Genomic DNA, 25,746 nt, shown 5'->3' on the forward strand with positions numbered 1-25,746 from the left:
AAATATAGGTTATGGCAAAAAAACAATATACTGATAAAGAATTAATGCAAATGGCCATTGATGTAATGAATAAAAGCATCAACGAGCCAAGACCTGATGGTAAAGTACCTCCCAAGGTTGGAGCCGTTTTATTGTTCCCTGACGGTAGAATTGAAACCGCTTTTCGTGGCGAATTACGAGAAGGTGATCACGCTGAATTTACGCTTATGGAGCGAAAACTAGCTAATGAAAATCTAGAAGGCTGTATATTGTTTACCACATTAGAACCCTGTGTAGAACGCAATCCACCTAAAGTGCCTTGTTGCAAAAGAACTACAAATGCCCGAATAAAAAAAGTATTCGTCGGTATAGAAGACAGAGACCCAACCGTTGATGGAAAAGGAATCAAACATTTAGAAAAACATCTGGTTGAGGTTAAAATGTTTGATCGAGAATTTCAGCGAATTATTGAGCAAGAAAATAAAGATTTTTTGAAGCAGGCTTTAGAGCGAAAAATAGAGAAAGAAGAGGAAGATTTACTTTCCCCTATTGAGATTGCAATACCAAATTATGACCGCTCCAAACTTTCCGATAAAGCACTTCAAAAATTTATTGATGAGGCCAAATTGGATTATAAAATCAATGATGACCATTTCCTTGAGTATTTGTCTGATTTTGGCGCAATGGAATGGGATAAAGATAAAAAGCACTTTGTACCTACCGGATTTGGAGTTTTACTTTTTGGTAATAATCCTCGAGCAAAATTTAAGAATGCAGTGTTGAAAGCCCACGTCACTTATGGAGATGAGAAAATAGAACCAAAAGACTTTGATGAAGCTTTGGTACTATTGCCAGACCAAATAGAAGATTGGCTGAAAAAAGTACTGCCCTTGGCAAAAGACACGAGCAGCTTCAAGCGTAAAGACGTTCCGGATTTTCCGACAAATGTTTTGCGTGAAGCGATTGTAAATGCTTTAGTACATCGTGACTATGAGCTTGCTGAGGCAAAATGTGAAATCAAAATTGATACTAACAAAATTATAGTTACAAGCCCAGGAAAACCTTTACCTGCGATTACTTTAGAGGAGTTAAACTCTTTTGAAGCACCATCGTTGAGTCGAAACCCAATTATCACTTATGTTTTCAGCTTGATGGATTATGTTGAAGAAAAAGGATTTGGTATGAAAACTTTCAAGACACTGAACAAAGAGTATGGTTTGCCTATTCCGAAATATACATATAAAAACCCTTTCTTAACACTCACTTTTCCGCGTACTACTGAAGCAATCAAATATGTAATTGACAAAGGTTCTATAAATGAACTGAATAAAGACGAATTGAAAGCTTTTGAGACTTTCAGGTCAAACAAACCTGTTACTAAAGCTGAATTTGTGGAGTACTCTGATTTAGCCACACGAACGGCCGAAAGACTTATTAAAAAATATGTTGACCTAAACTTAATAAAAGTTCAAGGTTCTGGCAAGAGTACTAAATACATCATCAATGAATAATTTGCTCGCCATATACGCGTCACCTTGGCGAGAAAAAAAGCTTTTTTTAAAACTAAAATTATATTGCTCGCCATTTTCTCGCCATTTTGGCGAGCAAAAGATTAAGATATACACAAAAGATTTCAAAAATTCAATGGCATTTTTAAAAATTACAAAATGGAAATATTTTCAAAATTGATAGAAGTTCAAATTAAAAGAATTAAAGCTATTTTTGGGATTCAGGCATAATTGAATACAAAAATATTGTCTCCCCCCCGCTCACTCCCGAATCCTTTCGGGTGTTTACCCTGAAAGGCGCGGATTTGTAAAACAGAATATTAATCTCAAAAAAGGGGATTTGTTTTGACTGCAATAGGGAACTTTTTAAATGATTGTAGGAATGAATATTTAAATCAAGAGGATAAAAACAAAATTTACACAATGCTTCAATAAACAATTATGGAATTAACTGAGAAATTATTATCCGAATTACAAAGAAGACTTAAAATAGGAAATCGCAGAGGTGTTCATTTAAATGCTATTCCTGCAAATTCTAGATATAAGTTTGACTTAAATAGGCTTTCTCATATTGATAAAGACCTTCCTAATAATTTTATTAAATCATTATTGACAGAATTGCCGCTTAAATTTAGAATAAGTTGGAAAGACAATGTGCCTGATTTAAACTCTCTTTTTCAAGAAGACCAAACACAATTAGTTAGAATTACCAAAGCATTTGAAAACCTCATAAATCAAACAGATGCAATTGAGTCTGAAAAAGGGATTAATACTTTTGGATTTGGATATCCAATTTTAGCAAGACGTGATAGAGCTGACAATAAATTAACTGTTTCACCTATTCTTATCTGGTCATTACGCATTAGACGAACCAAAGAATTTAATACCTGGGAAATACTTAGGAATGAAGATGACCCTATTTATATAAATGAAGTTTTAATAAATCATTTACAAAGTGATTCAGAAATTGAGATAGAACAAATTCCAAGTGAAATGCTTGATGATGGCTTAATCAATAAAGCTGAACTTATTGAAATTTGTAGCAATCTTATAAAAGCAATAAATACAAAGTCTCCAGAAGATTTAGAAGAAACTTTTAAAAAGAAATTAGATACTGTTACTTCAATTGGAGATAAGGCACATTATGAACAATTGCCTTTGAACTCCACCAATTCCTTTATTGATTTTAGTGGTTTATTCTCCATTTTTGAAGTTCAAAAACAAAATATAATTAATGATTATGGGGATTTAATGGAACTTGAAGGAGTAGATTTAGACCTTGAAGATATGGAGAAACATTCATTTCAATCCATTTCATCGGTAGAAACGGATCCTTCACAACAAAGTATTTTGCATTCATTAGAAGCAACAAGAAATGTTTTAATTCAAGGTCCTCCGGGAACTGGTAAAAGTCAAACCCTTACAGCTATCCTTGTAAATGCACTCGAGAATAATAAAAAAACTATTGTCGTATGTGAAAAAAGAACGGCACTTGAAGTACTCCATAACGCCCTGATAGAAAAAGGTTTAAATTATCATTGTGTCTTGATTAGAGACATTGTAAAGGACAGAAAAACGGTTGTTGACTCTGTAAGAGATCGTGTTGACAATTCAGAATACAAACGCTACAGATACAATTATTCAAAAGAATCTTTAGACATCTTAACTTCAAAAGCAAAAGAATTAATCTCCAATATCAATAATAAACATCAAAAACTTGATAAAAAACTTATTGGGAACAAATCTTGGCCTGATGTAGTAGGGAATCTATTAAAAGAACTAAAAGGAAATGGTGATGATAATAATCTTGACATTGACAAAACGCTCTTTAATTATACATCCCAGGAATTAAACTCCTTACTCGACCTTGTTCATAAAGGTCAAATTTTGTATGATGATTTTTTGCCAATTTTATCAACTTCATTTATCAATCCTTCCAAATTAATTGGAGAAAATCCATACTTAATTGAACAAAGTATTAATGAAGATTTTGATATTTATGTAAAACAACTTGCCGAAATTCAACAACTTTTAGAAGCAAATAGAAATGAGTTTTTTGGTTTAAGAAAAAGTGAATTGAAAACGCAGCTTGCATTTGTCAATGAAGCAATAGAAAAGGTTTTTGAAAAGGAAAAAGAACTGGAGCATTTAATTTATAAAAACCAAGTTGAATATTACACATTTAGAAAATCAGAATTACACCAACAAGAAAACAGCTTTTCGAAGTTGATTACAGAAATTGATTCGATTTTTGAAAGCAATAAGGGAAATGATGATTTAACAAACAAAGCAAAGATTGACAGTTTTGGATTCAAAATAGCATCTATTTTCTCAAAAAGCAAGAAACAAACCATTTCAGATCATCTAAAACTGCAAAACAATTTTAAAAGACTCGAAGAATGTATAGAATCCTCTAAAGATTACGACACTAAAGAATTTGATGGAGATTTAGATTCAAAGAAAAAATCTTTACACACATTCAAAAGTGATGCAGTAAGGCTAAAAAATGGCTTTGACAACAAAATTGAAGAGGAATTTAATTCATTCAATTTAACTTCCCTACTGGATGCTGCTGACACTAAAATTTTATTTCAACCTATTAACTTCAAAATAAACGATTTAGAATGTTCTGAAAGTTTTGTATTAAAATTGCAAACTATAAAAAATGATTTTGAAACTTACTTTGACGATCTTAATACAGTCTTCAAAGTGCTGTCGAAGACAATAGCTGAAAGTAATGACTTGGAATTACAATATTCATTCATTGGTTCATTCAACAATAAAAAAAGCATTGTATCTAGTCTAATTGCTGATTTAGAATCGGTAAAAGAATCATTTGACTCTAAAATTCGAACAGAGTTTCAAAAGATTAGTTTACTCAAAGCAAATCCGAATGAAATTGAAATAAAAAGCCTTTCATTACTTCAAGAAAAGTCAAATGCTTTAGCCTATAAAATCAAAAATGACAATTGGACTATTGAGAAAATTAAGTTAGCAGAATTTTACAAATTCATAATGGATATAGAAACTCTTATCCAGAAGAAAGTTGATTATTTCCAGGCGGAAAAAGATTTATTCACAATTGAATTCAAATGGTTTCAATTTTACAATATCCAATCTGAAACAAATAAATCAATACTCAATGAATTAAAGCCTAAATCAAATTGGAACAAGTCCTTTTTGATTCATTATCTTAATTCGATGCTTCTAAATTCAGCGAATATGGAATTGCCAACTGATGATGGTGAACATAATGAACTTGATAAGGCGCTAAACGGAATAGAAAATGAGCAACTAAAATTCATTAAAGAATTTTGGTATTCGAAACAGATAGACACAACAAGAGAATTTGAGGAAAAAAACATAAATCTTTCTGTTGAAAATCTTTATAATAAAAGAAGTAGTACCCGATTCAAAAGACTTTCATTAAGGCAAATTGTTCAATATGATGCCGACCTCTTTTCATCCTTTTTTCCAATTATTTTGACATCTCCAGATGTTGCGAGTAATTTATTCAAGGGAATGAATGGGTATTTTGATATTGTGATGTTTGATGAAGCCAGTCAATTAAGACTGGAAGATAATTTACCGGCAATATTAAAAGGAAAGCAGATTGTTATTGCTGGGGATGAACATCAAATGCCGCCTTCAAATTATTTCAGTAAGGTGTTCGATGGAACTGTTGAAGATGAAGATGATATAGAAGAGGAAAATGACAATAAAGTTAGAATCGATAAAGATGATATGTTGTTGTCTTGTGAATCGCTGCTTGATTTTGGTACTGAATTAAACTTCCAAAGAAAGCATCTTGATTTCCATTATCGTTCACGGCATCCATTTTTAATTGATTTTTCCAACTATGCTTTTTACAATCAAAGACTAAAGCCTTTGCCAAATAATTTTGAATATGTTCCCATTAAATATATTCAGGTAAACGGCACTTTTTCAGAGCACACAAATGAAGCGGAAGCCGAAATGGTTTTATCAATAATTGAGAACAACATTAACCGATTACCAAACGGAGAATATCCAACTGTCGGAATAGCAACATTCAATATTGCTCAAAGAAATCTAATAAAGTCAAAAATTGAAGAGCGGAAAAAGTTTGAAAAGTTTAGTGATTTTAATGAAAAAATACAAGAATTAGAACTTGACAACCCTAAGAGTAATAAATCATTCATAAAAAATTTAGAAAATATCCAAGGCGATGAAAGGGACGTAATTATTCTTTCAACAACTTATGGAATAGGTAAAGATGGAAAATTTGCCCAAAGATTTGGACCAATTAATCATTCAAAAGGGTATAAACTTTTAAATGTAATTATTACTCGAGCCAAATTTAAAGTTTATGTATGTTCATCAATACCAGAGCAAGTATTTATGAATTATAAGGAGTATTTAGCGACTGAAGGGTCAAATAATAAGAGAGCTGTTCTGTATGCATATTTGGCTTATTCTAAAGCTGTAAGCGAGAATAGCAATGATTTAAGGCTTTCTGTTTTAACTTCCCTATCTGAAAATACAACTAAAAGTGTAAGTTTTGATTCATTCGTTGGAGGTGATTTAGAGTCACCATTCGAAGAAGAAGTATATCAAAGTTTAGCAGACAAACTGGGTATTGAAAAATTAATTCCGCAATTACAGTTTGCTGGTTTTAGAATTGATATTGTTTATGACCCTAAAAGAATTGGGGTTCCTAAAATTGCAATTGAATGTGATGGTGCAAAATACCATTCCAGTCGAGAAGCCTATTTACACGACAGACACAGACAAAAAATATTAGAAAATAACGGTTTTGTATTTCATAGAATTTGGAGTACAAATTGGTGGCGCAATTCAAGCCGGGAAACAACAAAACTAATTGACTTTATAAAGAGTGTTGAATCAACAGGTGTTTCAAAATTAAAAGATCATTCAAAGACAGCATTGGCTTTTACGGACGAAATAGAAATAATTGAAAAATATATTTCTAAAGTATCTCACATTGATATTGAGAAAGATGTTGCAATTATTCAAGCAATTGAAAGAAAGGTACCGGTGCAAACCCATCTATTCCAAGACGAAATCAAGCTAAATAGTAAGGTAAAAGTAAAATATGTGAATAATGGTAAGGACATAAGTGTTCAAATAGTTGAATCCACTAACAACAAAGGTGAAATTGTAAATGGAGTCCAAAAAGTCTATATCAAATCACCATTGGCAGTATCAATACTTGGGCGTTCTATCGGTGACATTGTAAAAGTTGGAGATTTAGACAATTTTGTTGAAATTCTTCAAGTGGCAAATTAAATTATTGTGAGCTTTCACCATTGTCGATTGTAATGATTTATAGGCTCATTAAATTCAATATAAATAATCAATAATATGAATCAAGCCAGTTTCAAAATAAAAAAGTCAAAACTTTTAATTGAGATTAAAAAATAGAGAATTAAATTAAAGATAATAAAAAAGTACATTAAGAAAATTATTGCTTCATTATTAACCTAAAATTATTCGATTATTAATTCTAAAATCAAACAAATCGAAAAATATCATCTTAGAATTTCTTAAAAAGGAAAAACTATTAAATGCTAAAACTATTTATTAAAAGTGAAATATAAAAAATGAAAATTATACCCCCTTACCAAATCACTAGTGAAATATTAACTTTAATTCATGAAGCAGAAGAGTATTTAATATTGGTATCTCCCTATGTAAATTTCAATAATTGGGAAAGCATTAAAGTGGCCATAAAAAATGCTTCAAATAGAAATGTTAAGGTCAAGTTTTATTGCAGACTTGATAATGAAAATTTTAAGAGTTGGGAGCAAATTGAGGCTTTGGGTATTCAACCTAAATTGGTTAAAAATGAGTATTTTAGTCGACTATGAATTCAATAGCCTTTATAGATACAGAGATTGAGCAAAAGAGCGGTAAAATTCTTGATATGGGTAGTATCAAGGGAAACGGCGATTCTTTTCATTCTAATTCTACTACCGATTTTATAAAGCACCTTTATGGTACCGCATTTATTTGTGGTCACAACATTCTAAATCATGATTTACTTTACATTCAGAAAGCCATTTCTGATGCGCAAGTACATCCTGCTAATAGCATTGACACCCTGTTTCTCTCTCCCCTATTGTTTCCGTCAAAGCCCTATCATGCCTTACTTAAAGACGACAAACTACAAACAGAGGATTTAAACAATCCCCTTAACGATGCTATAAAAGCAAAAGACCTTTTCTTTGACGAAGTTTCTAATTTTAATCAGCTAGACGATAAACTAAAACAGATTTTCTATTTGCTATTATATGAAAAAAAAGAGTTCAACGCCTTTTTTCGATTCATTGAATATACCAGTAGTGTCACACAAACAGAAAAACTTATTAGCGAAAAATTTGATACTACAATTTGTAGTAATGCTGACCTTTCAAAAATAATTTTAGATCACCCTATTGAATTGGCTTATTGTTTAGCACTGATAGCTTGCAATAATAGATACTCCATTACTCCGCCTTGGGTTCTAAAAAACTTTCCGAAATTTGAAAGGATAATGTTTCAACTTAGAAGTAAACCTTGCCTTACTGGCTGCGAATACTGTAATCAAGCCTTGAACATTCACAAGGGACTGAAAAATTATTTTGGCTTTGACGCTTACAGAACTTATGCGGGTGAACCTTTGCAGGAAAATGCGGTTCAGGCTGCCGTTGACAACAAATCTTTATTAGCTGTATTCCCAACAGGTGGTGGAAAGTCAATTACCTTTCAAGTTCCTGCTTTAATGGCAGGTGAAAATGCAAAAGGGTTGACTGTTGTGATTTCTCCCTTGCAATCACTAATGAAGGACCAAGTGGACAACCTTGAAAGAATAGGAATAACAGATGCGGTTACCATTAACGGTTTACTTGACCCTATTGAAAGGTCAAAATCCATTGAAAGAATTCAAGATGGTAGAGCATCTATTCTTTACATTTCTCCTGAATCACTTCGTTCAAAAACCACAGAAAAGTTACTCTTAGGTAGAAAAATTGTCCGCTTTGTAATTGATGAAGCCCACTGCTTCTCTTCTTGGGGACAAGATTTTAGGGTGGATTATTTATACATTGGTGATTTTATTAAATCCCTTCAGGAAAATAAAAATCTTGAAGATCCAATTCCTGTTTCTTGTTTTACTGCTACGGCAAAACAAAAAGTCATTGAAGATATTTGTGAATATTTCAAAGAAAAATTGGGGATTAAATTTGAAATCTTTCCTTCTAAAGCGTCACGAACAAACCTACACTATAAAGTTTTTGAAAAAGGAGATGACGATGAAAAATACAACACTGTTCGAGATTTAATAGAGGACAAAGATTGCCCAACTATTATTTATGTTTCCAGAACAAAAAGAGCAGCAGATTTAGCCAAGAAATTAAATGTTGACGGTTTTAATGCTAGGGCTTTCCACGGCAAGATGGAAAGTCAAGAAAAAACAGAAAACCAAAATGCTTTTATAGCAGGAGATGTTCAAATAATGGTGGCTACTTCCGCTTTTGGAATGGGAGTCGATAAGAAAGATGTTGGAATGGTTATTCATTATGAAATATCAGATTCGCTTGAAAATTATGTACAAGAGGCAGGACGTGCAGGACGCGATGAAAGTATTACTGCCGATTGTTATGTTTTATTTAATGAAGAAGACTTGAGTAAGCATTTCATACTGTTGAACCAAACTAAGATAAATTTACATGAAATAAAACAAATTTGGAATGCCATAAAGTTCATTACCAAATTCAAATCAAGTGTTCAAAAATCTGCATTAGAAATAGCAAGAGCAGCAGGTTGGGATGACAATTTAAAGGAAATTGAAACACGGGTTACCACTGCCGTTGCTGCACTGGAAGAAGCTGGCTATTTAAAACGAAAGCAAAACATGCCACGAGTGTTTGCCAATAGTATCCTTTCAAAAACCGCACAAGATGCCATAGATAAGATAATGCTTTCGCAAAAATTCAGCGAAGAACAAAAAGTAACTGCCACTAGAATTATAAAGAGCCTGTTTTCCAGTAAAAGCAGAAAGCAATTACAATCTGACGAAGCAGAAGCAAGAGTTGATTATATCGCTGATAATTTAGGCCTTAACATTCAGAATGTAATTTCTGTTGTTAATCTATTGCGTGATGAAAAGATATTAGCAGACTCAAAGGATTTAACTGCATTCATTAAAAAGGGAGAGCATAAAAATCGTTCCCTTGCCATTACTCAAAGTTATGGATTGATTGAAAATTTCCTTTGTCCATTGTTTGATACAGAAGAAAAATCATTTCACATTAAAGAACTGAATGAGCAAGCAGAAGAAAACGGATGCAAAGAGGTGTCTCCAAACAAAATAAAAATCATTTTAAATTTTTGGTCAATAAAGAATTGGATAAAGCGGTTTAACAAAGATTATTCAAAGAATCATATTGTGGCTATCAGTTGCCAAACCATAGAGGAATTGAAAGAGAAATTAGAAAAGCGTCACTCATTAGCCGAGTTTATTGTTAGCTACATGTATGACAAGAGCAATCAAATTCTTCAACAAGGGGAAGAAGATAAAGACGAAATTTTAGTTGAATTTTCTGTTCTTGAGTTGCAAGAAGCTTTTGCTAACCAAGTTCAATTGTTTGAAGTGAAAGCCTCCATTGAAGATATTGAAGACACCTTGTTTTATCTATCACGTATTGAAGCCATAAAAATTGAAGGTGGTTTTCTTGTGCTTTATAACAAATTGACTATTGACCGGATTGAGCAAAACAACAGAGTACAATACAAGGAACAAGACTATCAGAAACTAAGCCAATTTTATGACCACAAGGTTCAGCAAATTCATATTGTTGGAGAATATGCCATGAAAATGATTGATGATTATTCTGGTGCAATAAAATTTGTTGATGATTATTTCAATTTAAATTTTCCTTCATTTATAAACAAATATTTCAAAGGAAGTAGAGAGACTGAAATAAAAAGAAATATAACGCCAAAGAAGTACAAGCAACTTTTTGATTCTTTATCTGATGTTCAGCGAAGAATCATAGACGATAAAGATTCAAGATATATAGTTGTGGCTGCTGGTCCAGGCAGTGGTAAGACAAAAGTTTTAGTTCACAAGTTAGCGTCATTGCTTTTGATGGAAGATGTGAAGCATGAGCAGTTGCTGATGGTCACTTTTTCTAGAGCCGCTGCAACCGAATTTAAAAAGCGTTTGATTGAATTAATTGGAAATGCCGCTCACTATATTGACATAAAAACATTCCACTCTTATTGTTTTGACTTATTAGGAAAAGTGGGGACACTCGATAGATCAAGTGCCATTATTAGAAACACTGTCGAGAAAATAAAGAACAACGAAGTCGAAACCAGCAGAATAACTAAAACTGTTTTGGTCATTGACGAAGCACAAGACATGGACGAGGAAGAATTTGAATTGATAAAAGTGCTCATGGAGAAGAATGAGGAAATGAGAGTGATTGCAGTTGGTGATGATGACCAAAATATTTATGAATGGCGGGGTGCAGATTCAAAATACTTATTGAGTTTTATTAAAGACAAGAAGGCAACAAAATACGAACTGATTACAAACTATAGAAGCAAAAGCAATTTAGTTTCGTTTACCAATCAGTTTTTAAAGACGATTGATAAGCGTTTAAAAGAAATTCCGATTGTTGCCAATCAACTCGACAATGGAAAAATTAGAATTATTCATTATCACAATGGAAATCTTATCACCCCATTAATTGACGACATACTTTCAACCGGACTTTCAGGAACAACTTGCATCTTGACCCATAGTAACGAAGAAGCTTTTCAAGTGGCTGGACTCTTGACAAAAAACGGACACCAAGCAAAATTGATTCAGAGCAACGACAGCTTTAGTCTATATAATCTTGAAGAGGTTCGCTTCTTTTTGAATGAACTGAAATTAAGCGATGATGTTTTTATTATCAGTGATGATATCTGGGGAAATGCAAAAAGAAAATTAATTGACCGATATAAACTAAGTTCAAAGTTTGAAATCTGCAATAACCTTATCAAAGATTTTGAAGGGACAAACACTAAGAGAAAATACAAATCAGACTTTGAAGTTTTTATTCGAGAATCTAAAATAGAAGATTTCATAAGTACCAACGGAGAAACCATTTTTGTTTCAACTATTCATAAAGCTAAAGGGAAAGAGTTTGATAATGTGTTTTTACTTCTTGATCACTTTGATGCAAGTACTGATGAGAAAAAAAGACAGTTGTATGTTGCAATGACTAGGGCAAAAGAAAATTTAACTGTTCACTTGAATGGTAATTATCTTGACCATTTAAAAACTGAAGAATTAGATCGAATTGAAAACAATGGCATATTTCAACCCCCAAGTGGATTGGTAATGCATCTTTCACACAAGGATTTATACTTAGGGTATTTTGAGTATATTCAGAAGCGAGTAAACGTACTCACAAGCGGAGATTCGATGATAATTTCTGATGAAGGCTGCAAAAACGACAGAGGAGAATTGGTTTTAAAGTTCTCCAAGAAATTTCTTGAAAGAATAACAGCGATGAAAAATAGTGGTTTTGAATTGAAAGAAGCCAAAGTAAATTTTATTGTTCATTGGACAGTTGAAAACAAGAAGATTGAAGTAAAAATTGTTTTACCTGAATTACTTTTTGAAAAATCATAGCATTTAAATTACTAAACTTTCTGGTTGATTAAAACCTCGAGACCTCGTATCATCTAAAAACAATACAATTATGAAATTTGGATTACCAATACTATCAGTTACTAAAAGAAAAGCGGCGCGTAAGTAATTAAACCCTCGATGGATAGTGGAGCCTTTTATGTATTGGAAAGATGCTGAAACGAGTTCAGCATGACAAGGGAATTGAGCTCAGCATGACAAAGGAGACAAGTTCGTAATGTACTTGATTTTTGGTTTTTAATAGCAAAAAAAATGAAAGAAAAAATCCCGTTGGTTGATAAGCAATACTTGCTCGAAAAATTTCAAGGTAAAGGCGGTTGGACATTTGCAAAAATTCCTGAAATAGAACAAAGCAAAAATACCCCTTTTGGTTGGGTAAGAGTTCGAGGTACAATAGACAATTTTGAAATTAAAAATTACAATTTACAACCCATGGGAAATGGCAATCTGTTTTTGCCTGTAAAAGCTGAAATAAGAAAAAAGATAAATAAAAAAGAGGGCGATTATGTACACATCATTTTATTTTTTGATAATTTACCAACTGAAATTCCAGAAGAATTAAAACTATGTTTGATAGACGAACCAAATGTTTATGAAACATTTATAAACTATACAAATGGAGGAGAACAAAAAACGTTTATAGAATGGATTTACTCTGCCAAAACGGACGCAACAAAAGTAGAACGAATTGCTAAAACGATAGACAAAATAATAAAAAATGAACTGACTGTAAAAATGGCAGCAAATAACAGCTAGCAAGTTAAAATTATTTGTACTCCAATACCATTATTAATAGCAATTTAAATACTCCATTTTGTAAAATGGTATTCAACCCGTTCACGCGGATTTGCAATCCGTACCCATCCCAATAAGTATCTACAGTCTATAAATTAACCCTCCCCTAACTCCGTATACATAGATTTATTTACCAATCAAAGCCTAAATCATCTAACCCCAACACAACCAAACTCCCCGATACCGAGAGAACAATGTCATTAAGTTAAGGAAAAACAGTCTCGGCCTTGTCATTCCGATGAAGGAGGAATCTCATATGTTACTCACGTTATGTGATTTCTCCCGATGGTCGAAATGACAAAAAAACCTTAACTTAATGACATTGACCGAGCGAATCCTTTCGCGTGGTATGTACATCCAATAAAAAATTATATTTAAAAAAGGGATTGTTGGTGATGTAGCCAATGTAGCTTCAGGAGATAAAGACAATAGCGACAACAAATTAAACACCTATAATTTATTGTATGCTAAACCAGCTTATGGTTTCGCAATTCCTATTGGTGCAACAAACATGATAAGTTTATACCCCTACATTAAAATAAATCCTATTGAAAAGCTAAACATTCTAGCACAAGTATTTTTATGGCAAGAAATAGCAAACAAGACGTAACCTATTCGCCTGGAGTGATTGAAAACAAGCCAAAACCAAATGCTCTTTTGCTTCAGACGAAAAAAAAATACTGGGTTAATTTTATGTTTTAGAAACAACATACCAACAAACAAAAAATGTATCGTTCTCTTTTGATGCAGGAAGTTATCCAAAGCTACAGAAAAGGGTAAAGATGTTACGTATTTGTCATTTAAATCAACATTTAATATTAGTAATGAACTTTATTTTTATTCCAACTAAAATTAAGGAAGCACTTCCATTGGGAGTGTTTTTCATTTTGCCTCTGCATAACCCTTTACTAATTTTGCAGACGAATATCCCCATTTGGAATACTATATTTTCTAAAGACATTAAAATCATTGAATTTTGTTCTTCTAAATCCCTAAATTTGAAGTTATGAAAAAATCAATCGTTATTTTGTTGCATATTGGTTTTTGGTTATGCTATTTGCTACTAATAGCAATTATGCTTGCTGTTTTTTACAGAAGTAATAATCAAGAAATCGATCAAACAGCACGAGTTTTAAATGCCTTTAAATCACTATTCCTTTTTGCTTTTCTTCCATCATTCCTGACATTTTATGGCTGTTATTTAATCGTATTTCCAAAATATTTACAACAAAAAAAGTTTTTCCGTTCCTTTATTTTTGGTATACTGATTTCAATGGCTGCGTCAATAATAGCCTATATGCTGATGCGCTATTTAATTGAATCTGGGCAACTGATTGATATGGATAAAGGAGGCATAAAAGGAAGGTCTACCGCCATGAGAACAATACTATTTATGAGTTTTATTGCTTCCATTTCGGGTTTAGCAGCATTAATAATAAAAGGTTTTATCACATGGGTTAATGAAATAAAATTGAAAGAAGAGTTAAAACAAAAAAATCATGAGACCGAAATGGCATTGATAAAATCTCAGTTGGACCCTCATTTTTTATTCAATACGCTGAATAACATTGATGTGCTTATTTTAAAAGATGCAACAGAAGCTTCCAACTATTTAAACAAGCTGTCGGACATCTTGCGTTTTATGCTTTACGAAACCAAAACAGATGAAATTTTACTGAGAAAAGAAATTGAGTACATCGAGAAATACATCGAATTGCAAAAAATAAGAACGGCAAATGCTAATTATGTAAGTTTTGAAGTAATAGGTACTCCAGCCAACATAACAATTGCTCCAATGGTTTTTATTCCATTTATTGAAAATGCTTTCAAGCACAGCACCAATAAAAAAATTGACAATGCCATTACTGTTCAGCTCTTTATTAATGATGAAAACATCTTATTTTTATGCGAGAACAAATTTGATCCCAATCGAAAAGTGATTAAAGAAAGTAATGGTTTAGGAAATGATCTTATTCAAAAACGGCTACATTTGATCTATCCGGAGCAACATTTATTAGAATTAGAGAAAAAAATCAACTTGTACAGTGTAAAATTAACAATCAAAAATGGATAGCTATTCTTGTATCATTATAGAAGATGAACCTTTGGCACTTGAGAGAACCAAAAGTTTTGTCGACAAAATACCCTTTCTGCATTTATGCGGCACGTTCGAAAATGCGCTTGATGGGTTGGCATATTTAAAAGCTAATAAAGTTGATTTACTTTTTTTAGACATTAATATGGATGAATTATCCGGTATCGAATTACTGGAAAGTTCAAAAATAGAAAGTCAGGTTATTATAACGACTGCCTACCAAGAATATGCTATAAAAGGATACGAACTCAATGTAACCGACTATTTATTAAAACCATTTACATTTGATAGATTCTTAAAAGCGGTAAACAAAGCACAAGAAAATAGCATTCAACCCTTACCAACTACTCAACAGGACTTTATTTTTGTAAAGACTGAAAACCGATTAGTAAAAATCGATTTAAGCGATATTTTATTTATTGAAGGAATGAGAGACTATAGAAGAATTCATACTGTTAGTAAAAGAATAATGACGCTACAAAATTTTAGCGAGCTGGAACAAACTATACCTTCTCATTTGGTTTGTAGAGTGCATAAATCTTATATGGTCGGGATTAACAAAATAGAATCTATAGAGCGCATGAGAATAACAATTTCAAATCAAATAATTCCAATTTCTGAAACCTATAAAGAACTGTTTTTTAAAATGATAAACAACAAAATATAATTTTTTAATTAATACCTAGTAGACTTAAACAATGTCAAAACACAGAACCAAACAGTAAAATATGACAATAGAAAACATATTGACTGAAATAGACTCATCACATGACGATCTTAAAGCTGCAAAAGTATTATTTTATGACAAATGTGACTTTGACTTTACAGAACTTAAACTGAATTCTGAAAGCAAAGAATATGGCGCTTGTTCATTTAAGCTTAATGGAAAGACAATTCAACATCGTTGTTCTAAAATTACACCAATAAAAAAGGGACAATTTGTAACAATTTGGAAAAGAAATCAAGAAGGAGTAACGGAGCCCTTTGATATTTCAGACGACATAGATTTTATTATAATCACATCTAAAAATGAAGACAAATTTGGACAGTTTATTTTTCCAAAATCTGTTTTGGATGTAAAAGGAATAATATCAAAAAATGGTAAAAATGGTAAACGTGGAATAAGAGTTTATCCACCTTGGGACATTGTTACAAATAAACAAGCGGCGAAGACTCAAAATTGGCAATGTAAATATTTTGTGGCTTTCAGCAATGACAATTCAAATGACTTTTATTTAATTAAAAAATTAATACTAGAATATAACTTTTCAGCAAATGTCTTGCAGACTTAAAATACTTGTTTGCAGACATTTTTCCCTACTTCGCATAATAATATTGTAGACCTAGAGCCATTCTTGGACTTTTGTATAAAATTATACATAAGAACAATTATGGAAAAGCTTATTTATACCAATTTACTACTGTCTATACTATCTGTATTACCTTATTTTCTTTATTCAATTTTTATAGAAGCTAAAATTTCTAATCTAATTAATAAAGTGCAATTCAACTTGAATAGTGATTCAAGAAAACAACTGATTACAGCTCAAATTATTGATAATCAAATAAAACTTTACAAAAATCCTATTCAACTTCATTTTTGTCCTACCCTACAATTTACTTCTAAAAGTACTTTTGTGGAATGAATTATTTGAAGATACAATTATAAATTTCTAGTCAATTTTTTAAAATCACTTAATTATGAAAACAAAAAATACAATTCTAATTATCCTCCTATTTATTGGATTTCTAGTTAATGCGCAGAATAAAAATCAAAAACCATTTGAAGGTTCTTGGATGGGCAAAACGATTACCAAAGACTTGTCTTCATCTGAATTAGTACTTTTTAGATTTGAATTGAAAAACAATGAAATCAAAGGTTTTATGGATTTTCCTGATAAAAGATTAAAAGACATTTCACTTGATAAGGTATGGATTGTTAAAGATAGCGTTTTTACAGATGCAAGAAAATCGTTAGGTTGGCCAGAGTCTGCTCCATTAATCTTTAAAGGTGTAATGATTCCTGGAGATTCTATTATTGAGGGAATGTGGGGTGGCAATACACCATTAAGATTAAGCAAAACCAATTATGTGTTTCAACTAAAAACAAATCTAAATCCAAAAATTGCAGGTTTTAAAATCATAAAATTAATACAGAGTACGCCTATAAAAGACCAGCAATTGACTGGTGATTGTTGGAGTTTTGCCACTACCTCCTTTATAGAAACAGAAGCTTTAAGACTTGGTAAAAAACCTAATGTTCTTTCGGCTATGTTTTTTGTTAGACCCACTTATATTAATAAAGCGGAGAATTATATAAGAAGAAATGGAGCAAGTGCTTTTAACGAAGGTGATTTAACTTTTAGTGTTTTGAAAGCCTATACAGAATTTGGTGCCATTCCAGAAAGTGTGTATTCCGGAAAAAATGATTCGGATAACAAACACGACCATGCTGATATGAATAAAGCCTTATTAGAAAAGGTTAAATTTTATGTGAATTCTCATGGTGATTTAACACCTGAACTTTACAGAAAACAAGTAGATGATATCTTAACTCAAACTTTAGGCAAAGTTCCAGAAACTTTTATTTACGATGGAAAGCAATTTACTCCAAAGTCATTTGCCAAAGAAAGGATTGGAATCAATCCTAATGATTATGTAGAAATTACTTCCTACACCCATCACCCTTTTTATTCCAAATTTAGTTTAGAAATTGAAGCCAACTGGAACAACAATCAGTATTTGAATTTACCAATAACTGACTTCACCACGGTAATTGACCATGCCATATTGCATAATTATTCGGTTTGTTGGGATGGTGATATTTATGAAGGATTTAAAAATGGTTTTGCCGTATTAGACAATACTAAAAACATTACACAAGAAATTAGACAGGCAGCATTCGATAATCGTACTACCGAAGATGTACATAATATGCACATTATTGGTATAGCAGAAAACGAGAAAGGCAATACGTTTTACATTATTAAAAATTCATCAGATAATAATGATTGCGGTGGTTATCTCTATATGTCTAAAGAATATTTGCTCATAAAAACAATTTCTGTAATGGTCAATAAAAATGCCATTCCTAAAGCAATAAGCAAGAAAGTTGACAGAAATCTGTAATGCTTTTTACCAATTGAAATTTAAAAATCCTTTAAAAAACAAAAAAAATGAATGTAAAATTAATTTATTTCTTAACTGCCACATTGCTGCTTTTTTTTAGCAATATGTTTTCACAAGGCAAGATTTCAAGTGAACTGACAAAGCAAAAATTCACCTTAAGTGGTACCATTTCGGATGCAAAAAGCAACGAAACCATAATTGGGGTAAACGTGTATTTTCCAGAATTAAAAACCGGAACAATGACCAATGAGTATGGCTTTTATTCCATAACAATTCCTAAAGGCAACTATACCGTGGAGTTGAGTTTTGTGTCTTTTCAAACACTTACTGCAAGCGTGGATCTCAACAAAAATACCAAAGCAAACTTTCAACTTTTCAGTAGCGAAGAGCAGTTACAAGAAGTTATTGTCACAACCGAGCGAAAAGCAACTTACATCAGAAAAGCAGAAATGAGCATCAACAAACTTTCTATTGCTACAATAAAAAAGATGCCTGTAGTTCTTGGAGAAGTTGATGTTATCAAATCGCTGTTACTTTTACCAGGAGTAACCAATGCTGGCGAAGGCGCTTCTGGTTTTAATGTTCGTGGTGGTGGTGCAGACCAAAATTTGATCCTTTTGGACGAGGCCACTATCTTTAATTCTTCACACGTTTTTGGATTCTTTTCGGTCTTTAATCCTGATGCCATAAAAGATTTGAAATTGTACAAAGGAGGTATCCCAGCAAGATTTGGAGGAAGAGCTTCTTCTGTTTTAGATATGTATCAAAAAGATGGGAGCAGTTCTGGTTTTCACATGAATGGTGGCATCGGATTAATTTCTAGCCGATTATTAGCTGAGGGTCCAATAGTCAAAGACAAAGGTTCGTTTCTTATTGGAGGTCGTGCATCATATGCCCATCTATTTTTAAAACTATCCGAAGAGCAAAAAAACAACTCCGCTTATTTCTATGATTTGAATACAAAGTTATCTTACAAACTAAACCCAAATAATAGTTTATTCTTATCGGGTTACTTTGGTCGTGATGTTTTTAGTTTGGATAAAAGTTTTACCAATACCTATGGAAACTCCATTTTAAACTTACGTTGGAATCATTTGTATAATGACAAATTATTTTCAAATCTATCAGTAATATATAGCGATTATTACTTTGGATTGGGTCTGGATTTAGCTGATTTCAAATGGGATTCTGGCATAAAAAACTACACTGTAAAATATGATTTCAAGAATTATATTTCGGATACATTCAAAATGAATTTCGGTATCAATAGCATTTATTACGATTTCAATCCAGGAACCATATATCCAACAGGTTCGAATTCTGGAATCAATTTTAAACAATTAGATAAAAAATACGCTTTTGAACCTGCAATTTATCTTTCAGCAGAGCAAGAAATCTCTAAAAAAATCTCGCTATCTTATGGTTTGCGATACAGTATGTTTTATAGATTGGGTCAATCCAACATTAATCTATATGCCAATAACGAACCAGTATCTTTTAATCAAGATACACAGACGTACCAAAAGGCAACACCAATTGGAACCCAATATTATGATAAAAACAAAGTAATTCAAAGCTATAATTACTTGGAGCCTCGTTTTTCTGTTGCTTATGAATTGAATAAAGATCAATCCATAAAAGCAAGTTATAATAGAATGGTGCAGTATTTACAATTGGTTTCCAATACCTCATCTCCAACTCCATTGGATGTTTGGATGCCCAGTGACAATTTTATCAAACCACAAATTGCTGACCAAGTGGCTTTAGGCTATTTCAAAAATTTCAGCGATGAAAAATATTCTTTTGAGGCTGAAACTTTCTATAAAAAAATCCAAAATAGAATGGATTATATTGATGGTGCCGATTTGATTGCCAACGAAGCTATTGAGCAGGTAGTTCTCAACGGACAGATGCGTTCCTATGGTTTAGAATTAATGTTACGCAAAAACGAAGGCAAATTGACAGGCTGGATTTCCTACACTTTATCAAAATCAGAACAGCAAACTTCTGGAAGAAATAGTTCAGAAATTGGAATCAATAATGGGGAATGGTACAATTCCGCTTATGATAAATTACACAATCTTGCCGTTACAAGTTCCTATAATTTAACTAAAAAATGGAGTTTTGGTGCCAATTTTATTCTTCAATCAGGTCAACCGGTAACTTATCCGAATGGGCAATATACCTATCAAGATATTTTAGTTCCTAGTTATGGATTGCGAAATGAAAACAGATTGCCAGTTTACCACCATTTAGACCTTTCGGCAACCCTAACGCCCCATAAAAATGACAATCGAAGCTGGAAGTCAGAGTGGGTTTTCAGCATTTATAATGTATACAACCACAAAAATGCTGCTTCTATCAATTTCAAGCAAAATGCCGATACTGGAAATAATGAAGCCTTACGGACTTCCATTTTCGGAATGGTTCCTGCTGTTAGCTATAACTTTAAATTTTAATTACAAATAAGATGAAAAATAAAATAAATCTAATACTCGTACTATTCACAGCACTCTTTTTTAATAGCTGTCAAGATGTAGTTGACATTCCTTTAAATACGGACAAACCTAGACTCGTAATTGATGCTTCTTTAATTTGGCAAAAAGGAACAGCGGGCAGCAACCAAGTGATCAAACTGTCAACTACAACTGATTTTTATACTAATACAATACCAGTTGTTTCAGGAGCTACGGTTTTTGTAAAAAACAGTTCAAATGTTGCATTCAACTTTACAGAAACACCTAATACGGGAGTATATCTATGTAGTAATTTTATGCCTGTACTAGATGAAACCTACACGTTGACGGTTATTGATAACGGACAGACTTATACAGCAACAGCAACCTTGAAATCTGTTGCGGCAATCACTTCGGTAACGCAAGAAACTCAAAATGGTTTAGGAACTGACTTTCTTAAATTAAAAACATTTTTCAATGATCCAGCTGAGGCAGAAAATTATTACTTATATAAATACAAGTTTACAAAAAATCTAAAACCAGAATACTCTGTTGATGACGATCAATTTTTTCAAGGCAATGAATTCTTTAGTTTAGTACTCGAAGAAGGTACAAAACCCAGTCAACAGGTCGAAATTACCCATTATGGCATTTCAAAATCCTATTATAATTATATGAGTATCTTACTAAACGTGGCAGGAACTTCTGGCGGTGGACCATTTCAATCTCCACCAGCTAATGTAAAAGGAAACATAAAAAACGAAACGAATTTTGATAATTATCCGCTGGGCTATTTCAGAGCAAGTGAAGCGGATACAAGAAACTATACCATTCAATAATTTTAGTTCGAAAGTTAGATTACTAAACAAAGTAAATGATATTGTACCTGAAAGGCTGATTAAGCTACCATTATAAACAACAACATTAAATATATAAAATGAATTTAATTAGAAAGAACGCAATCATTGTGGGAACATTATTTATACTTGCAGCCATTACAGCAATAATAGGTTTAGTATTGTATCAACCTATCCTAAATGATCCAAATTATATTATCAAAGGGTCTGTAAATAATATTCAAGTTATATGGGGAGCATTTTTTGAATTGATTCTTGCCTTTTCAGTAATTACGATCTCATTTATGATGTATCCCATTTTAAAAATGAAGAACGAAAATATAGCAATTGGCTATGTTTGTTTTAGACTTCTTGAAGCCACTATTATAATCATAGGAATAATAAGTCTATTATCAATAATAACTTTAAACCAAGATTTCTCAAAAGTATCAAATCAAAATGTAGCTTCTTTCCTTATTGCTGGCAAACTATTGGTTGCTGTTCATAATTGGACATTCTTGTTTGGCCCTAATTTTGCTTTAGGACCAAGTACTCTTTTGATGAGTTATTTTTTGTATCAATCAAAACGCGTTCCTCGCTATATCTCTATACTAGGTCTAATAGGAGGACCTCTCATTTTTATAAGCGCAGTGCTTGTTATGTTTGGAGTTTTTCTTCAAGTTTCTGTTTGGGGTACTATTCTTGCAATTCCAGTATTTGCATATGAAATGACTTTGGCAATATGGCTGATTACTAAAGGTTTCTATTCAACTCAATAAGTAAAAAGGAATGAAAAAGTAAACCTATTTTGACAACTACCATTTAGTCATTTCAGAGTAAGCGAAACAGATACAAGAAATTATACGATTCGATAAAAACAATTAAAAATAACCCACATATTTTAAAATTATGAAAACAATTACCACCAAACAACGTATTTTAAATGCTTCTTTAACTAGAATCCTCCTTGGACTTTTAGTATGTTTTATTGCCTTTATTCTTGCGCAACAACTAACTGGAAAAATCCTTGATTTCTCTTCATTAGACAAAAATTACAGAAATTTGATAAAAGGTATCATTTCATCTATAGCCGTCATTGCAGCCTATATCTATTTTTACAGAAAATATGAAAAAAGAGCCATAACCGAATTTTCAAATAAAGAAATAGCTAAATATAGTATAACTGGAGTGATAATAGGTGTGTTATTACAATGCCTGACAATATTAGTAATTATCCTTAATGGCAGTTTTGAAATAGTATCAATCAATCCTGTTTCCGATATGATTATTCCATTCACGGTAGCATTATCAGTTGCCATTTTTGAAGAAATTTTAATTAGAGGTATTATTTTTCGAATAGTGGAAGAAAAATTGGGCAGCTATATTTCTTTATTCATTACAGCAATTATTTTTGGAGCCTTGCATTTATCAAATCCAAATAGCACTTTATTATCCGGATTATGTGTTGGTATTGAAGCAGGATTCTTAATGGGTGCCGCATATATTTATGCTCGGAATCTATGGTTCCCAATTGCCATACATTTTGCTTGGAATTTTATGCAATCAGGAATTTTTGGAGCAATAACATCAGGTAATGAAAAAACATCCAGCTTACTAACTGCAAAAATAACGGGTAGCCAACTATTTACAGGTGGTGAATTTGGGCCCGAAGGAACCATTCAAGCTGTTATATTTTGTTCATTGGCTTCTATCTTATTACTAATATTAAGTGGGAATAAAATAATCAGTCCCTATTGGAGAAAGGAATATTAATTTTTATATTTTTAAATAGAGTAATTAATTATGAATTTGTATACAATCTAAAACTTAAATGAAAAAAATCTACTGTCTATTTCTTTTTTTGTCTACAGTATTTTTAGCAGCACAATACAATTCAGATGCGCCTTGGATGCTAAATCTGTAAAATCTAAACGGTACAGCAAGCATGTCCCAAATGAAGGATGCCTTCAATATATATTGGAAAACACAGGATAGAACTTTAAAAGCAATCAATAAAGTTCTGGAACTCCGTTTCCAGTTTATGATTGAATTGGAAGAAGCATTAAAAGCATTTCAATTGATGCTAATAAATACAAAAAATATAGGTCTTTATAATATAAGAGCTTCACTAGAATTGTAAATAAAAGCACTTTATTCACTACTGAAAACATTATAAGCTTTTTAAAGAATGATTGTCTTATATGGAATTATTTTCCAAAATAATGGGCGTTTTAGTCAAACTTTATAGTATACATAATTATATCCATCATCATTTTCTTTGATTTATGTCATGAATTAAAGTTTCAAAAAAAAGTAAATTTATTTCTACTAATTAAACATAAAAATCATGAAAAAAATATTATTTCCAATTGATTTTTCTGAAACATCGTTCAATGCTTTCAGATATGCTTTGCATTTTGCAAAAAAATTAATGCCGAAATTATAACATTGCATGTATATGAGTTTCCTGCAATTGTTTATTCTGAATATGGAAATTTTCTCATCGACAATTATCATGTCAATGTATGGATTGAATTTGAAAACCACAAAGACGAAGTTCCTAAATTAAGAGCTATTGCCGAGAATGAACAACTTGAACATATCAAAATCAGTCATGTTTTAAAACAAGGCAATGTGCAAGATTCTATATTAGACCTTGTTAAAAAAGAGCGTGCAGATTATATTGTAATGGGTACAAAAGGAGCTACAGGTCTCAAAGAAATATTTTTAGGAACTGTAACTCAAAGCATCATGAATAATGCTAAAATTCCTGTTTTTGCAGTCCCTTCCAATTGTGAATACCAACCAATAAAAAGAATTTTATTTCTTACTAAATATGAAAAATCGCAATTCCCTATTTTAAAAATAATTTTTAAACTTGCCAAAGTTTTTGAGGCACATTTGGATGTTTTACAGGTCTCCACTTCTTTTGACAATACTCATAAAACAATTTATTCTGAATGGGAAAAATCATTTCCAAAAAGTTATTACTGTAACTATTCCACAAGCACCTGTATTTAAAGTTACTCCAATTGTAAAAAATGTCAGTTGTTTTGGCGCTAATGATGGAAGCATCAATCTAAACTTAGTTGGAGGCATTCCAACAGTAACTTTAAAATGGAGTGATGGAAGTACAGCAGGAACAACTAGAAATAATTTAGGTCCTGGAACCTATAAAGCTGTTATAAGTGACGGAACTCCATGCTACATTACCAGAACTTTTACTATACTAGAACCACAGCAGTTAGTACTAACCGCCAATACAACAAATGCATTTGACTGTGACGATGCCAATAGTGGCCAAATAAATCTTCTCATATCAGGTGGCTCTTCACCATTTACTTATTCATGGTCTAATGGCGCAACAACAGAAGACCTTAATAATATTACAGGCGGAAACTATTTAATAACGGTTATTGATGCTAATGGCTGTTCTAAAATAGAAAAATACGTAATATCAAGACAGCTACCTATAAATATTACTGTAAATACAAAGACTGATGTTAATTGTGATACTAAAAAAATCAAACAAAGCTTTATAGCAGCTGTGTCAGGAGGTATACCACCCTATAAACTATCGTGGTCGAGTGGTACAATTAGTGGTACAAACAATGAAATTATGAATACCGATACTAATGGAACTGTTCAGCTCTCTTTAACAGATAGTTACGGCTGTATTGCTAATTATACTGTTACAATAACTACTCCAAAATTAGGGTCTGCTGATTTCACCACCGAATCCTATGGATACTCGAATTATGGTATTTATTCTATAAATGACCCTATTCAATTTACTACTACGGCAACGGGTGATTATGAAAGTGTAATTTGGGATTTTGGTGATGGCACTTTTTCTTCACTACTTGATCCCGTTCATACGTTCATACGTTTATAAATCCTAAGGACTATGTCGTGACCCAAACAGTGACGTATCCTTTTGGCTGTGTATATGAACAAAAAATTACTTTGACTATTGAAAAAGGGTATTTTTTGATGGTTCCAACAGCCTTTACACCCAATAATGACCGTATCAATGATACTTATAGACCTGTTACGAAGAGATTAAAGAATGTACGCTTAGATATTTACGACACCTGGGGTTCCCTTATTTATTCAGAGACCGGTGCTGTATTACGAGGTTGGGATGCTACCATTAAAGGTAAAAGTGCTGAGAATGGTAATTACAATTGCAAAGTCAGTGCGGAGACTTTTTATGGTACGATTATCAATGAAGCACGAACGTTTGTATTAATAAAATAAG

20 protein-coding genes are annotated in these 25,746 nt (G+C 32.1%); all 20 read left to right on the plus strand.

Annotated elements, in window-relative coordinates; all coding sequences use genetic code 11:
- The first annotated feature begins 11 nt into the window (after positions 1-11).
- Positions 12-1,490: an ATP-binding protein gene (locus F6464_RS02470; protein ID WP_151106161.1), complete on the plus strand. Its 1,479-nt coding sequence runs from the start codon at positions 12-14 to the stop codon at positions 1,488-1,490.
- A gap of 438 nt (positions 1,491-1,928) precedes the next feature.
- Positions 1,929-6,776, plus strand: a complete 4,848-nt coding sequence (locus tag F6464_RS02475) for an AAA domain-containing protein (protein WP_151106162.1) — start codon at positions 1,929-1,931, stop codon at positions 6,774-6,776.
- A gap of 314 nt (positions 6,777-7,090) precedes the next feature.
- Positions 7,091-7,357 (plus strand): phospholipase D-like domain-containing protein, encoded by a 267-nt coding sequence (locus F6464_RS02480; protein ID WP_191963309.1) that lies wholly within the window; start codon positions 7,091-7,093, stop codon positions 7,355-7,357.
- Complete coding sequence (locus F6464_RS02485) at positions 7,354-12,156, plus strand: RecQ family ATP-dependent DNA helicase (protein WP_151106163.1); 4,803 nt, start codon at positions 7,354-7,356, stop codon at positions 12,154-12,156. The genes F6464_RS02480 and F6464_RS02485 overlap by 4 nt, the downstream gene beginning before the upstream one ends.
- Before the next feature lie 270 nt (positions 12,157-12,426).
- Positions 12,427-12,930 (plus strand): DUF1905 domain-containing protein, encoded by a 504-nt coding sequence (locus tag F6464_RS02490; protein ID WP_151106164.1) that lies wholly within the window; start codon positions 12,427-12,429, stop codon positions 12,928-12,930.
- A 424-nt stretch (positions 12,931-13,354) separates the two neighbouring features.
- On the plus strand, positions 13,355-13,579 hold the full coding sequence (locus tag F6464_RS14760; RefSeq protein WP_394349387.1) for an alginate export family protein: 225 nt from the start codon (positions 13,355-13,357) through the stop codon (positions 13,577-13,579).
- Positions 13,580-13,975: 396 nt separating this feature from the next.
- Positions 13,976-15,043, plus strand: coding sequence for a sensor histidine kinase (locus tag F6464_RS02495; protein WP_151106165.1), 1,068 nt, complete (start codon positions 13,976-13,978; stop codon positions 15,041-15,043).
- Positions 15,036-15,731, plus strand: a complete 696-nt coding sequence (locus tag F6464_RS02500) for a LytR/AlgR family response regulator transcription factor (RefSeq protein ID WP_151106166.1) — start codon at positions 15,036-15,038, stop codon at positions 15,729-15,731. The genes F6464_RS02495 and F6464_RS02500 overlap by 8 nt, the downstream gene beginning before the upstream one ends.
- Positions 15,732-15,792: 61 nt before the next feature.
- Complete coding sequence (locus F6464_RS02505; protein WP_151106167.1) at positions 15,793-16,356, plus strand: MepB family protein; 564 nt, start codon at positions 15,793-15,795, stop codon at positions 16,354-16,356.
- 99 nt (positions 16,357-16,455) lie between these two features.
- Complete coding sequence (locus F6464_RS02510; protein WP_151106168.1) at positions 16,456-16,710, plus strand: hypothetical protein; 255 nt, start codon at positions 16,456-16,458, stop codon at positions 16,708-16,710.
- A 55-nt stretch (positions 16,711-16,765) separates the two neighbouring features.
- Positions 16,766-18,193: a C1 family peptidase gene (locus F6464_RS02515; protein ID WP_151106169.1), complete on the plus strand. Its 1,428-nt coding sequence runs from the start codon at positions 16,766-16,768 to the stop codon at positions 18,191-18,193.
- Between the two features lie 47 nt (positions 18,194-18,240).
- Positions 18,241-20,652, plus strand: coding sequence for a TonB-dependent receptor (locus F6464_RS02520; RefSeq protein WP_151106170.1), 2,412 nt, complete (start codon positions 18,241-18,243; stop codon positions 20,650-20,652).
- Positions 20,653-20,663: 11 nt separating this feature from the next.
- Positions 20,664-21,488, plus strand: a complete 825-nt coding sequence (locus F6464_RS02525) for a DUF4249 domain-containing protein (RefSeq protein ID WP_151106171.1) — start codon at positions 20,664-20,666, stop codon at positions 21,486-21,488.
- A gap of 98 nt (positions 21,489-21,586) precedes the next feature.
- Complete coding sequence (locus F6464_RS02530; RefSeq protein ID WP_151106172.1) at positions 21,587-22,264, plus strand: DUF4386 domain-containing protein; 678 nt, start codon at positions 21,587-21,589, stop codon at positions 22,262-22,264.
- Between the two features lie 130 nt (positions 22,265-22,394).
- Positions 22,395-23,258, plus strand: a complete 864-nt coding sequence (locus F6464_RS02535) for a CPBP family intramembrane glutamic endopeptidase (RefSeq protein ID WP_151106173.1) — start codon at positions 22,395-22,397, stop codon at positions 23,256-23,258.
- Between the two features lie 172 nt (positions 23,259-23,430).
- Entirely contained in the window at positions 23,431-23,625 is a 195-nt protein-coding gene (locus tag F6464_RS02540; protein WP_151106174.1) for a hypothetical protein, read from the plus strand.
- A 207-nt stretch (positions 23,626-23,832) separates the two neighbouring features.
- On the plus strand, positions 23,833-23,931 hold the full coding sequence (locus F6464_RS14610; RefSeq protein ID WP_151106175.1) for a universal stress protein: 99 nt from the start codon (positions 23,833-23,835) through the stop codon (positions 23,929-23,931).
- A complete protein-coding gene (locus F6464_RS02550) occupies positions 23,889-24,506 on the plus strand; it encodes a universal stress protein (protein ID WP_225318026.1) in 618 nt (205 codons plus the stop codon). The genes F6464_RS14610 and F6464_RS02550 overlap by 43 nt, the downstream gene beginning before the upstream one ends.
- The gene (locus tag F6464_RS02555) at positions 24,415-25,380 is read left to right on the plus strand and encodes a SprB repeat-containing protein (protein ID WP_191963311.1); all 966 of its coding nucleotides are present in this window, start codon (positions 24,415-24,417) and stop codon (positions 25,378-25,380) included. Before F6464_RS02550 ends, F6464_RS02555 begins: the two co-directional genes overlap by 92 nt.
- Before the next feature lie 17 nt (positions 25,381-25,397).
- Positions 25,398-25,745, plus strand: coding sequence for a T9SS type B sorting domain-containing protein (locus tag F6464_RS02560; protein ID WP_151106178.1), 348 nt, complete (start codon positions 25,398-25,400; stop codon positions 25,743-25,745).
- Position 25,746 lies beyond the last annotated feature (1 nt).

Source organism: Flavobacterium luteum (assembly GCF_008806775.1).
Lineage (GTDB): Bacteria > Bacteroidota > Bacteroidia > Flavobacteriales > Flavobacteriaceae > Flavobacterium > Flavobacterium luteum.